This is a genomic window from Lebetimonas sp. JH292 (assembly GCF_000523275.1).
In the GTDB taxonomy this organism is placed as follows: domain Bacteria; phylum Campylobacterota; class Campylobacteria; order Campylobacterales; family Nautiliaceae; genus Lebetimonas.
Genome location: NZ_ATHQ01000001.1, coordinates 515,606 through 528,114 on the forward strand (window position 1 = coordinate 515,606; position 12,509 = coordinate 528,114).

At 33.7% G+C, this 12,509-nt stretch carries 11 protein-coding genes; 4 read left to right on the forward strand and 7 right to left on the reverse strand.

The window, feature by feature from the left end:
• Positions 1-342 precede the first annotated feature (342 nt).
• The 5 genes from DZ64_RS0103185 to DZ64_RS0103205 form a co-directional block, all read right to left on the reverse strand.
• Positions 343-759 (reverse strand): secondary thiamine-phosphate synthase enzyme YjbQ, encoded by a 417-nt coding sequence (locus tag DZ64_RS0103185; protein ID WP_024787191.1) that lies wholly within the window; start codon positions 757-759, stop codon positions 343-345.
• Entirely contained in the window at positions 749-1,789 is a 1,041-nt protein-coding gene (locus DZ64_RS0103190) for a ribonucleotide-diphosphate reductase subunit beta (RefSeq protein ID WP_024789400.1), read from the reverse strand. Before DZ64_RS0103190 ends, DZ64_RS0103185 begins: the two co-directional genes overlap by 11 nt.
• 79 nt (positions 1,790-1,868) lie before the next feature.
• Positions 1,869-4,298 carry a ribonucleoside-diphosphate reductase subunit alpha gene (locus DZ64_RS0103195; protein ID WP_024789401.1) on the reverse strand — a complete coding sequence of 810 codons (2,430 nt, stop codon included), beginning with the start codon at positions 4,296-4,298 and terminating at the stop codon, positions 1,869-1,871.
• Positions 4,299-4,397: 99 nt separating this feature from the next.
• Positions 4,398-6,470, reverse strand: coding sequence for a ferrous iron transport protein B (gene feoB, locus DZ64_RS0103200; RefSeq protein ID WP_024787194.1), 2,073 nt, complete (start codon positions 6,468-6,470; stop codon positions 4,398-4,400).
• Positions 6,457-6,693 carry a FeoA family protein gene (locus tag DZ64_RS0103205; protein WP_024787195.1) on the reverse strand — a complete coding sequence of 79 codons (237 nt, stop codon included), beginning with the start codon at positions 6,691-6,693 and terminating at the stop codon, positions 6,457-6,459. The genes feoB and DZ64_RS0103205 overlap by 14 nt, the downstream gene beginning before the upstream one ends.
• Positions 6,694-6,790: 97 nt before the next feature.
• On the opposite strand from DZ64_RS0103205, the gene DZ64_RS0103210 reads away from it, so the two are divergent.
• From DZ64_RS0103210 to DZ64_RS0103220, 3 genes are all read left to right on the forward strand, one after another.
• Positions 6,791-7,327 carry a Uma2 family endonuclease gene (locus DZ64_RS0103210; protein WP_035003079.1) on the forward strand — a complete coding sequence of 179 codons (537 nt, stop codon included), beginning with the start codon at positions 6,791-6,793 and terminating at the stop codon, positions 7,325-7,327.
• Position 7,328: 1 nt separating this feature from the next.
• A complete protein-coding gene (gene purT, locus DZ64_RS0103215) occupies positions 7,329-8,498 on the forward strand; it encodes a formate-dependent phosphoribosylglycinamide formyltransferase (RefSeq protein ID WP_024789402.1) in 1,170 nt (389 codons plus the stop codon).
• A gap of 110 nt (positions 8,499-8,608) precedes the next feature.
• Positions 8,609-9,778 carry an ammonium transporter gene (locus tag DZ64_RS0103220; protein WP_024789403.1) on the forward strand — a complete coding sequence of 390 codons (1,170 nt, stop codon included), beginning with the start codon at positions 8,609-8,611 and terminating at the stop codon, positions 9,776-9,778.
• Between the two features lie 6 nt (positions 9,779-9,784).
• On the opposite strand, the gene DZ64_RS0103225 is transcribed toward DZ64_RS0103220, so the two are convergent.
• Positions 9,785-11,761: a methyl-accepting chemotaxis protein gene (locus tag DZ64_RS0103225; protein ID WP_024789404.1), complete on the reverse strand. Its 1,977-nt coding sequence runs from the start codon at positions 11,759-11,761 to the stop codon at positions 9,785-9,787.
• A gap of 52 nt (positions 11,762-11,813) precedes the next feature.
• Between DZ64_RS0103225 and bcp the strand changes: the two genes are divergently transcribed.
• Positions 11,814-12,257, forward strand: coding sequence for a thioredoxin-dependent thiol peroxidase (bcp, locus tag DZ64_RS0103230; protein WP_024789405.1), 444 nt, complete (start codon positions 11,814-11,816; stop codon positions 12,255-12,257).
• A gap of 3 nt (positions 12,258-12,260) precedes the next feature.
• Here bcp and DZ64_RS0103235 read toward each other — a convergent pair whose 3' ends face one another.
• A complete protein-coding gene (locus tag DZ64_RS0103235) occupies positions 12,261-12,473 on the reverse strand; it encodes a hypothetical protein (RefSeq protein WP_024789406.1) in 213 nt (70 codons plus the stop codon).
• Positions 12,474-12,509: the final 36 nt, after the last annotated feature.

Consider the following 12,509-nt stretch of genomic DNA (forward strand, 5'->3'; position numbering starts at 1 on the left):
TTTTATTTTCTGATGTAATACACTTTTTAAAACAAAAAATAAAAAATAAAAGGAAAAAATTTTGAATTTAATATTAAAAAAGCAAAAAATATTTGCATTATATTTATAATATAAAGAAAAAATATTTATATAGGGAATATGAGCCTTGATTGTCAGTTTAAAACAGATAAATTTTTCGGAAATTTTGGATTTGAATGAAATTGAATACTCTTTTTCTTTAAAAAATGGAAAGAATATATTAAAAAAATTAAAATTGGAATGTTATAAGAGCATAAATACATTACCTTCCCCAAAAGAACAAACAGAAGAAAGTATAAGTATTTTTTATAAAATAAACTTTTTTTAAATGCCCCACACGGTAATTACAATTTTTCTAACACCCGGGCGGTTTCTGTGTTCATTTAAATAAATCCCCTGCCAAGTCCCAAGATTTAATTTTCCATTGGTTATCGGAATATTCAGACTTACCCCGAACATAGAAGATTTAAAATGGGCGGGCATATCATCCGCCCCTTCCAATGAATGGTTATAATTATATCCGTCAGGCACTAAAGAAGAAGAAATTTCTTCCATATCAATTCTGACCTCAGGGGAGACGTTTTCATTGATAGTAAGGGATGAGGAGGTATGCTTTAAAAACAGATTTATTATTCCGACATTTACATCGCTTATGTTTACTGAATTTAAAATTTTATCCGTAACAATAAAAAAACCCCGACTTGGGACTTTTATAGAAATTTCTTTTTGTCTAAAAATCATCGAAGCTTAAACTGCCTTTGGAATAGTTTACAACATTGCCTTCGAAAAAGTTGGTTTTTTGCTCATTAAAACTAGAAAAGCTGTCAAACCAGCTGATAGGATTTTTAAGTCCCGCTTCTGGAAATAAAAGCTCGATTCCCATGGCATTTGCCCTTTTATTTGCAAGATATTTGGTAAACCTGTCTGTTAATTCCCCGCTTGTTCCCAAAATCTGGTCTTGTGTAATATACCATCCCCAGTCTCTTTCAAGCTCATAAGCCGCATAAAGCATATCTTTTATATTTTTTATAACTTCAGGAGTAAAAAGCTTTGGAAATTCTTTTTTTATCTCTTTAAAAATATTTGCAAAAAGGGCTGTATGCGTCACCTCATCCCTTTGGATAAATCTTATCATCTGGGCACTTCCAATCATTTTACCTGCTCTTGCCAACACATAAAAAGCGGCAAATCCGTTATAAAAATAAATACCCTCTAAACACTGATTGGCCACAATCATATAAATCTTTGCCTCGTCATCGCCCGCGAGAGCTTTAGCTCCCCACTCTTCATATACATTGCCTATAAATTCGTTTTTCTTTCTAAGATTTTCATCTGTTCGCCACATCTCATATATTTCATCCGTATTAAGGGAAATACTGTCGACCATTACGGCATAACTCTGGGAATGAAGAGCCTCTTCATATGCCTGCCTGACCAGACACATATTAACCTCAGGTGCTGTAATCCAAGGGTTTACATGGTCGGGCGTATTGTTTGTCTGAATTGAATCCATAAAAATCAGTTGGGCCAATGCCTTATCGTACATATTTTTTTCCGCCGGCAGTAAATTTTTATACTGTCTTGCATCATCTGTTAAATCAACTTCCCTTGGAAACCATGTGTTTGCAAGCATCATCTCCCACAGATTATATGCCCAGGGATATGAGAGTTTATTAAGATTAATCATCCCTTCGGTACAACCGTTAATTATAGAGGTGGTTGAACCTCTGTGCATCGGACAGTTGTAATTAAACAACTTTTTTATTTGCATTTTTACTCCTTATATTCTTTCCTTCTATCCATCAAAAACACACAACTCACAACTCACTATTCACTACTCACTTTTCACCTTACTGGCACCCGAAGCATTCAACACTTCTGTCCATCACCTCTTCTTTTATTTCAGGAGACTGGCTTCTTAAATAATAAAACGATTTTAATCCCAGTTTCCATCCAAGTATATAAATTTCATGGAGATACTTCCCGCTTGCTTTGTCTGTAGTAATAAATATATTCAGACTCTGCCCCTGGTCTATCCATTTTTGCCTTATTGCGGCGGCTTTTACCAAAACTCTCTGGTCAAGCTCATACGCCGGAGTATAAAACATATAGGTTTCGGCACTGAGATTTGGCACAACTACAGGAATAAGTCCGCTTAAATTCTCCTCATACCATTTTCTTTTATAAACAGGTTCTATTGTCTGGGTTGTTCCTGTCAAAATAGAAATGGAACTCGTAGGCGCAACGGCCATTAAATATCCGTTTCTAATTCCGCCTTTTACCTTTTCCCTTAGACCTTCCCAGTCATACTTCATTGCCGTAAACAAATCTTTTTCAACAAGTTTTTTAGCTTCTTCATTGGCTGTATCCATAGGAAGTATGCCTTTAGACCATCTGCTGCCCTCAAATTCGGGATATTTTCCTTTTTCCCTCGCCAAATCACAGCTTGCACTGATTGCATGATAACTGATGCCTTCAAATATTTCATCTATTATTTTAAAATGCTTGTCGCTTCCCCAAAAAATCTGTCTTTCGGCCAGCATCTGGGCTTCACCCATTGCCCCGAGACCGATTGCCCTGTTTTTAAGATTCGTATCTTTTGTTTTTCTAACCGGATAATAATTCAAATCAATTACATTATCAAGCATTCTGATAGCAATCGGTACAACCTCGCCAATTTTTTCAGGTGTATTTACTTTGCTTAAGTTTACACTCGCAAGGTTACAAACAGCTGTTTTCCCGCCAAATGGCACTTTTTCAACAATATAAACTTTTTTACCTTCAATTGAATCAAGCGAAGTTATTTTTTTGGCTTTTTTAGTTACTTTTACACCTCCGCTTTCCACCTCAATTTCGTCATCTTCTTCAAAAACAGAAAAACTCTCATCTTCAAAAGTTACTTTTACCTTATAATGGTTCGGCTCGGTATTTTGAAATATTTCTGTACAAAGGTTTGAACTTCTGATAATTCCTGAATGGTTATTTTGATTACGTCTGTTGGCATTGTCTTTAAAACAAAGAAACGGATTGCCTGTTTCATAATATTCAAGCAAAATTTTTTTCCATAATTCCTTTGCTTTTATTTTTTCTTTTGTAATATTCGGGTCGTTTTCATATTCTATATATTTTTTTTCAAATTCCTCCCCGTATAAATCAGTCAAATCTTTAGTTTCATACGGGTCAAACAGGCTCCATAGTTCATCGTTTAAAACCCTTTTCATAAATAAATCAGGAATCCATAAAGCGGGAAATAAATCATGCGCCCTTCTTCTCTCTTCCCCTGAATTTTTCTTTAAATCCAAAAAGTCCATAATATCCATGTGCCATGGTTCAAGGTAAACGGCTATTGCCCCTTTTCTGGTTCCGAGCTGATCCACCGCAATTGCCACATCATTTGTAATTTTTAGCCATGGAATTACTCCGCCTGCAGCATTTTTATGGTTGTCGATAAAACTTCCGAGCGCCCTTATTTTACTTACATCCCATCCAATTCCGCCTCCAAATTTAGATAAAAGTGCCATCTCTTTATAATCATCAAAAATACCTTCTATATTATCGTTCATACTTCCTACATAACAAGAGCTGAGCTGATGCCTTGTAGTTCTTGCATTAGATAAAGTTGGAGTTGCTACCATTACTTCAAATTTAGAAATTACATCATAAAATTTCTTAGCCCAATATCCTCTAATTGATTTTACATCATTTAAATTTATTTTTTCCTTATCTTCTTCTGGAATAGAAGAAAGATTTGTTTCATTTTGAGCAAGAAACATGGCAACGCCCATAAAAAGCTGCTGAGGCAGTTCTATAGGGTTATTTTCCCTGTCTTTAATGATATATCTGTCATAAAGCGTTTTTATTCCAAGATAAGTAAAGAGCAAATCCCTTTCGGGTTTTATATAATCATTCAGTTCATTTAAATCATATTTTTCTTTAAGCCCCGGTAAAATCCTGCCTGCAGTTTCGCCTTTTTTAAAATATTCCTCTAAAGAGTTATAACCTGTAAAGCCTGAGACTTTATGATACAAATCGTATAAAAAAAGCCTTGCGGCAACAAAATTCCAGTTTGGCCTGTCTATATCGATTTTATCAACAGCTGTTTTAATTAACGTCTGCTGAATCTCTTCTGTTGTAATTCCGTCACGAAATTGGAGCTTTGCATCAAGCTCTAATTCGCTGTAATCCACACCTTCAAGACCTTCACAGGCAGCCATGGTATATTTTCTAATTTTAGAAATATCTAAAAGTTCTCTTCTGCCGTTTCTTTTAATAACAGTAATTCCTGAATACATTATTCTCCTTTGAATGTAGAAAAAATTTTATGAAGTCTAAAAGAAATAATATCAAAAAAAACTTAAAAAAAAATAATGAAAAAGAGATTAAGAGAAGAGTTTTATCAAACTAACCCCTATAAACGCCGCAATATAGGCAAATACGTTTGGATAAACCGTATAAAAAATTCTCCAGGCCCACTGTGGCACTTCTGCATAAAATGTACTCATGGCTGCAACACACGGGGAATAAAACATAACAATTATAATCATTGCAACCGCAGCAGTAAACGGCATAGAATTTTTTATTTTTTCTATTAATGCTTTACTTGTTTCATCCGCTTCACCAATTCCGTATAATTCGGACATAGTTCCGACAACCGCCTCTTTTGCGGCAAGTCCCACAAGAAGACTGACATCTTCCTTCCATCCCAAATCAAGAGGCTTTGTAAAAGGTACCATTAATTTTCCCACTCTGGCTATATATGAATTTTCTAAAATTTCCTGCTGCATTTTATTTGCTAAAACTTCTTTTTGATTTGCGTTTGCACTTTGAATCAAAGGCTCATATTTTTTAACAATATCGGCTCTCGGATAAGCGCTTAAAAACCAGATACCAAATGCTGTAATACCGATAAAAACACCCGCTTTTCTTAAAAACAGTTTTGTTTTTACCCATAAATCAAAAATAACAGCTTTTATTTTTGGAAATCTGTATTTTGGAAGTTCCATAACAAACGGCTCCGGCTCCCCTTTGAATAAAACTATTCTTAATATTTTTGCAACAATAAGCCCCGTCAAGGCACCGCCCAGATAAATGGCAAACATAACATCGCCCTGGAGTGAAGGTGCAAAAAAAGCACTTACCAATAATACATAAATAGGAAGTCTGGCCCCGCAGCTCATAAATCCTATAACAAGCATTGTTATAAGTCTGTCTTTTGGATTTTTGAGCGTTCTTGCCGCCATATATGCAGGAACTGAACAACCAAAACCTGATACAAGAGGAATAAATGCCCTCCCCTGCAGTCCAAATCTTTTTAAAACACCGTCCATCACATAAGCGGCCCTTGCCATATAACCGGTCTGCTCAAGCAGATTTAGCCCCAAAAACAAAATCAGGATATTTGGCAAAAACATAACAACCGCCCCGACTGCCGGAATTACACCTTCAACAAGTGCTTGTTTTATCATACTCTCGGGCATTGCATTTCCAACCCAACTTCCAAAAATATTAAATCCGGCATCAATCCAGTCCATTGGAACTGCACCCAAAGAAAACGTTAACTGAAAAATAGCCCACATTACAAATAAAAATATAGGAAGCCCTAAAATAGGATGAATTAAAATTTTATCTATTTTTTCTGTTAAAGTCTCTTTTTTTGCTTTTTTTGCTATCTGGGTGACTATTCCTTTTGCTAAAGCAAGTCTTTCTTCAAAAAGAATGGTTTTTGTATCTTCTTCAGAATATTCACCCCTTAAAATATCTTTTGATTTTTTAAGTTCGGGCATTAAGTCCGCAAACCATGGTTTTTCATGAATTATTTTGTAAATATCCTCATCATCTTCAAGAAGTCTTATCGCCACAAATCTTTTTGAAAATTTATCACAGTCTTTAATAAAAGGTTTTAAGTTTTCGATTGTCTCTTCCACTGTTTCAGAATAATAAATTTTTGGAATGTTCTTTTCTTCATATGCTTTAATTACTTTTTGAAAAAGTTCTTCCAATCCAAATTTCTCTTTTGCCGAAACGTTTTCGGCCTTTATGTTTGTAAGTTTAAAAAACTTGTCTGTATCAATTTCCCCGCCCTGCCTTGAATATTCGTCATACATATTAAAAGCGATTGCCATAGGCCTCCCTAAATCCGCTATCTGAAAAGAAAAAACCAGATTTTTTTCAATCTGATTTGAATCAACTACATTTAAAATTAAATCATATTCCTCATTTAGTAAAAATTTTTTGGTTACATCTTCTTCCGGTGTATATGTATGAAGAGAATAAGTGCCCGGTAAATCGATAAGCTTTATTTTGTAACCGTCTCTAACAAACTCCACTTCTTTTTTTTCAACCGTAACGCCTGAAAAGTTTCCGACATGAAGCGTTGCGCCCGAAATGGAATTGATTAAATGGCTTTTCCCGACATTGGGCTGACCGACAAGGGCTACTTTAATCTCTTTCATTTTCTCTCCTTACTTCAATCTCTTTAGCTTCTTCTTCTCTTAATGCTACCGGGATATTGTTAACTTCTACTTCATAAGTGTTTTTTGCAAGTGTGTGTTTTAAAACCTTTACCTCTTCTCCTCTTGCAAACCCCATCGAAAACAGCCTGCTTTTTAAAGGTTCTTTTGCCAAAATTTTTTTAATAATTCCGCTTTCGCCAATTTTTAGTTCATTAAGCCTCAAGTCATCTCCTTTTTTTAAAACAATATTACCACTACTTTAAAAAAACTTTTTTGATATACATCAATAAATGGTATAATTATTTAAAAAAAGGTAAATTATGGCAGCACCTATTTTAAAATATACCTATGAAGATTATAAACTATGGAAAGGCGATTGGGAATTAATTGAGGGTTTTCCAATTGCTATGGCACCTAGCCCCATTATCAATCATCAATATCTTTCTACAATGTTTGCAATTCAAATTGGAAATTCCATAAATGACAATAAATGTGAAGAGTGTATTGTAATAGTTGAAGAAGATTATATTGTAAATGAAACTACTGTTTTAAGACCAGATGTTGCAATGATTTGCAATGAAGAAAATAATTTTATTACAAAAGCACCGGAAATAATTGTAGAAGTAATTTCTACTTCAACCGCAAGAATTGATGAAAATGAAAAATTTAAAATTTACGAAAAAGAGGGAGTGAAATTTTATATACTTGCATATCCGGATTTTAAAATGGCAAAAGTTTATGAAAACAAAGATGGATTTAAAAAAATAGGTGATTTTTCAAATGAAAAAATAACCATTAATGCAAAATGTAAAATTGAAATAAATTTTAATGATATATTTAAAAAATTAAGGGGATAAAATGAAATTGACTACTCCACTAAAATCCAATTCAATAAAAATAATGCTTCTTGGCTCAGGTGAGCTTGGAAAAGAAGTGGCGATAGAAGCCAACAGACTGGGATGTGAGGTAATTGCGGTGGACAGATATCCAAACGCACCGGCAATGCTTGTAGCTGGGAGGAATTATGTAATTAATATGAAAAATAAAGATGAAGTTCTTGATGTAATAAGAAGGGAAAAACCCAATTTCGTATTGCCCGAAATTGAGGCTATTAACATAGAAGCTCTTTTTGAAGCCGAAAATGAAGGTATTCATATCATTCCAAACGCCGAAGCTGTTAATAAAACAATGAACAGAAAAAACATAAGAAAATTCGCGGCTGAAACTTTAGGACTTAAAACAAGTAAATACAAATTTGTAACAAACTATGAAGATTTAAAAAAAGCCTGCGAAGAACTCGGCTATCCGGCTGTGGTAAAACCTGTTATGAGCTCTTCGGGGCATGGACAAAGTATAGTAAAATCTTCTGAAGAAATAATAACCGCCTGGGAATTTGCAAAATCAGATGCCAGGGGAAGTGCAGATGAACTGATAGTTGAAGAGTTTATTGATTTCGATTATGAAATAACCCTTCTTACAGCTAAAAATGACGAAGAAATTGTTTTTTGCCCTCCAATTGGACATATTCAAAAAGGGGGAGACTATATTTTTTCCTGGCAGGAAATGAGAATGAATGAAACAGCCTTAAATAAAGCCCAATACATAGCTAAAACAATAGTTGAAGGTCTTGGAGGAAGAGGAATTTTCGGAGTAGAAATGTTTGTAAAAGGCGATGAGGTATATTTTAGCGAAGTTTCTCCCCGCCCTCACGATACCGGACTTGTAACAATGATTACCCAAACGCAAAGCGAATTCGCCCTTCATATAAGAGCCGTTTTAAATCTGCCTCTTGGTTTTGAATTCCTTACCCAAGGTGCAAGTGCCGCTTATAAAGCAGATAAAACTTCCTATACTCCTGTTTTTAATTTTGATAAAGAAATTTTCAGCACTAATTCAAGATTTATAGTTTTTGGAAAACCTTATTCCCATCCCGGAAGAAGAATGGGGGTAATTTTAGTCAGTGATAAAAATTATAAAGATGCCTTAAAAAAAGCCGAACTTCTTATTTCTAAAATCTCAATTGATTAAAATTTAATCACTTTTTTCTTTCTTTTATCTTCATCTTGTGAGTTGTGAGTTGTGAGTTGTGAGTAGACAAGTTGCCAAGAAGCCAAATAGCCGAATAAAAGGAGGAAAAAATGGATATGGCATGGGCACTTGATACCTTTTTTGCACTGTTTGCATTTACATTAATTATTTTAATGGTACCCGGTTTTGCAATGCTTGAAGCCGGGCTTGTCAGGACAAAAAATGTCTCAACCGTTTTAACAGTTAATACCATGATTTATATTGTTGCAAGTTTGGTGTTTTTCTTTTGGGGATATATATTGGCTTTTGGAGGCTGGAATGGAAGCTCTATGAGCAAATATGCTGCATTTTTATTTCAAATGGCATTTGTAGGTAAAACCGTTAATATTATGAGCGGAGGGGTGAGTGAGAGAACAAGAATTATCCCCCTTGCAATTTTTACAGTTTTTATGGCAGGGTTTATATATCCTCTAATAGTTAATTTCACATGGGGAGCCGATTTGCTTAAAGGAACATTTCTTGATATTTCAAATATGCATGATTTAGCTGGTTCGACTGTAATTCATTCAACCGGTGCATGGGCACTTTTAGCCGCAATATTAATTATTGGTCCCAGAAAAGGAAGATATAAAGACGGCAAAGTAAAAGTGGTTCCTGCCAGTAATATTCCTTTGGTAGTATTGGGTGCTCTGCTTTTATGGATAGGCTGGTTCGGATTTAACGGCGGAAGCGTGGGAAGCATTTCAAGCAAAAATGCCGCTGACACAGTGGCGATGGTTGTTATGAATACAAACAACGCCGGTCTTATAGGCGGGCTTGTTGTTATGATTTTAAGTTATCTAACATATAAAAAATTTGATATCACAATGATTTTAAACGGAGCTTTAGGAGGTCTTGTGGCAATTACGGCGGGTGCGGATGTGTTAAGCCCTGTTGCTTCAATTATAGTTGGATTAATAGCGGGAATTTTGGTATTTTATGCCGTGCCTTTTTTTGATAAATTAAAAATTGACGACCCGGTGGGGGCACTTTCAGTTCATTTGGTAAACGGGATTTGGGGAACAATTGCGACAGGAATCTGGGGAAAAGGTATAAGTTTAGCTGCTCAAATAAAAGGTGTTATAGTAGTTGGAATTTTTGCATTTATTGCTTCTTATATTATTCTTTATATTATAAACAAATTTATACATTTCAGAGCAGGCGAAGATGAGGAGGTGGAAGGACTTGACGTAAAAGAATGCGGAATAGAAGCTTATCCGGAATTTAAAAGGGCAATTTAAGCTCTTTTAAATTCTAAACTGTGAGAGTTCTTTCATTAAAGCATCTGCTAAACGGTAAATATTGTCAATAGTTTTTGCATTATCTTCTATATATTTTTCATTATTGGCTGAAAGTTCTAAAATCTTATTCATATGTACACTGAATTCCTCCATTTTTTTAACAATATCATTAACGGCGTTTACATTTTCTTCCACACTGCTGACAACATTGTTCATTTTAGTTGAAACATTTTCTATTTTTCCCTGAACATCGTTTGCAACTTTGGCAATTTCATTTACTTTTTGAACATTTTGGTTCATTTCCTCATTTGCATCGCTGATTCCCTGAACAATTACATTGATAGTCGCATCTATTTCACTTAAACTTTTCTGGGTTCTTTCAGCTAATTTTCTGACTTCATCCGCAACAACGGCAAATCCTCTTCCGTGTTCACCAGCCCTTGCCGCTTCAATTGCCGCATTAAGCGCCAAAAGATTAGTCTGTTCCGCTATTTCCTTTATTACTGATAAAATACTTTTTACACCTTCGGCATTATTCGTAAGTTCATTCATTTTCAAAGCCAAATCGTTTTCATTTTGGGAATTTTCCTGAATCTGTTTTATGACCTGTTCTATTTCAGAAATAGTATATCCCAATGCCTCATTTGCTTTTAAAATAAGATTTTTAATCTCCTCAGAGGAATTTGCTTCATTAGTTAAATTTTCTTCAATATGCTTGGATTCTTCGGCGGTGGAGATTATGATTTCATTTTCGCTGTTGATATTGTTTTCTATAATTTTAAAATCTTTTTTAAGTTTCACAGATACTGATTTATTTTGATTAGAACTGTTATATGCAGAAGAAAGCACTTCTCTTAAACTTTCGATAAATTCTCCCAAACTATTTCTTATAATTCCGAATTCATCATTTTCATATATTTTTATATCAACGGAGAGATCTTTACTTTTGGCAATCATTAATATTAACGATTTTAAAGAATTAATTTTCATTTCAAGATTTTTTACACTTGTTATTCCAATAATTATCATAAATAAGTTTGCCAGAACACCCATTATAAATACTAACGGATTAACATAAATTTTATTAATATCATTTTGAATAATATTAGCTATTTTATCATCAATTTCTTTTAACTTGTTTATTTTTTTAGTAATGGTTTTAAACCAATAAACCGGATCAACTCCAAAATTTCCCATTTCATGTTTTGAAATGGCAATCTCTCTTAATTTTTCGACTTTGGCAAATGAAGGGGCTTTTACTATTTTAAAATACATTTCTTTGATATTTTTATTTGCAAATGTTAAAAAATCATCATTGAAAGCCTTTTGTTCGGCAACCAATGTAACAAATTTAGTATACATTCCCGGCAAAAATTTATCTGCACCGAATGTTGCACTAAGAACTGCCCTTTCAATCCCCGCCCTTTCTTTTGCTTTTAAAAAGCTTGAATAAGCAGCCAGCTCCATAGCTATTTTCGCATTAGGCGCAAGTTTTGCACTGTTTCCGATAATTTTCAGTATATATGAGTTCATTGTTGTATACCATTTAACTTCATCTTTTAAAGAAATTTTTAAATTTTCTACTTTTGCTCTTATATTGTTGATATTTGAAAGATAATTATTCAGTATGTCAATATATTTTTTTGTTTCGTTATCCAAAAAAGAGACGTCAATACTTTTCAGTACTTTTTTATACATCGCTATTTTTTCATCCGTCAATTTTCTCTGCTTAGCAAGTAAATTAACAAATTTTTCTCCCTTACTTCCTATAAACCCGGCACTCATACCCCTTTCTTTTTGTGTTTCGTGAATTAAAAGGCTCAGGCTTCTGCTTAATTGCATTATGTTTGAAAGCTCTTTTTTTACGGTTAAAGCATGTTGCCAGCTTAAAAAATCCCTTACATTATAAAATGTTAAAAAAATTGAAGCTAACAATACAATAATAATCATTGTCATTCTTAATGATAATTTTTTAATACCCATTTTAACCCCTTGTTAATATTTTTTTATTATTATAGTATAAAAAAGGAAATTTATGAAAAATTTCTGCCTGCCAAATCAAGACGGAATTGAAATTTGTTTAAAAGATTTAAGAGGGAAATGGATAATACTTTATTTTTATCCAAAAGACAATACTCCAGGATGCACTACCGAAGCAAAAGAATTTAGCCAATTATTGGATGAATTTGAAAAATTAAACGCCGTAGTTATAGGAATAAGTCCGGATTCCCCTAAAAAACACTGTAATTTTATAGAAAAACATGAGCTAAAAATTACACTTTTAAGCGATGAAGAGAAAAAAGTTTTAAAAGAATTCGGGGCATGGGGCAAAAAGAAAATGTATGGAAAAGAATATGAGGGAGTAATCCGCTCAACTTTTATCATCAATCCTGAAGGTGAAGTTGTAAAAGAATATAAAAAGGTAAAAGCAAAAGGTCATGCCGCCAAGGTTTTGGAAGATTTGAAAACTTGTAAATAAAAATTAAAACCATGAAATTAATTTTTCAAAAAATCTTTCATTTTTTATTTTTTCTGAAGCTATAATATTATTTATTATTTTATTAAAAAATCTATTTGTTACATAAAAAGAGTCAACATAACAAGGGATACTCCACCCTATCACAGGCCCTATCCTTCCTATATAAGGACCTAATATCCCGCTTCCTATTTCTATCCAGTGACCGTTTTTTTTCAAAAAATTATTATATGCCTGTTTACAGAAATTGTATGA

Coding starts and splice junctions, on each gene's coding strand:
- DZ64_RS0103190 (WP_024789400.1), bottom strand. CDS start 1,789: ATGCAAATAAAAAAGTTGTTTAATTACAACTGTCCGATGCACAGAGGT.
- DZ64_RS0103185 (WP_024787191.1), bottom strand. CDS start 759: ATGATTTTTAGACAAAAAGAAATTTCTATAAAAGTCCCAAGTCGGGGT.
- DZ64_RS0103220 (WP_024789403.1), top strand. CDS start 8,609: ATGGATATGGCATGGGCACTTGATACCTTTTTTGCACTGTTTGCATTT.
- bcp (WP_024789405.1), top strand. CDS start 11,814: ATGAAAAATTTCTGCCTGCCAAATCAAGACGGAATTGAAATTTGTTTA.
- DZ64_RS0103210 (WP_035003079.1), top strand. CDS start 6,791: ATGGCAGCACCTATTTTAAAATATACCTATGAAGATTATAAACTATGG.
- feoB (WP_024787194.1), bottom strand. CDS start 6,470: ATGAAAGAGATTAAAGTAGCCCTTGTCGGTCAGCCCAATGTCGGGAAA.
- purT (WP_024789402.1), top strand. CDS start 7,329: ATGAAATTGACTACTCCACTAAAATCCAATTCAATAAAAATAATGCTT.
- DZ64_RS0103225 (WP_024789404.1), bottom strand. CDS start 11,761: ATGGGTATTAAAAAATTATCATTAAGAATGACAATGATTATTATTGTA.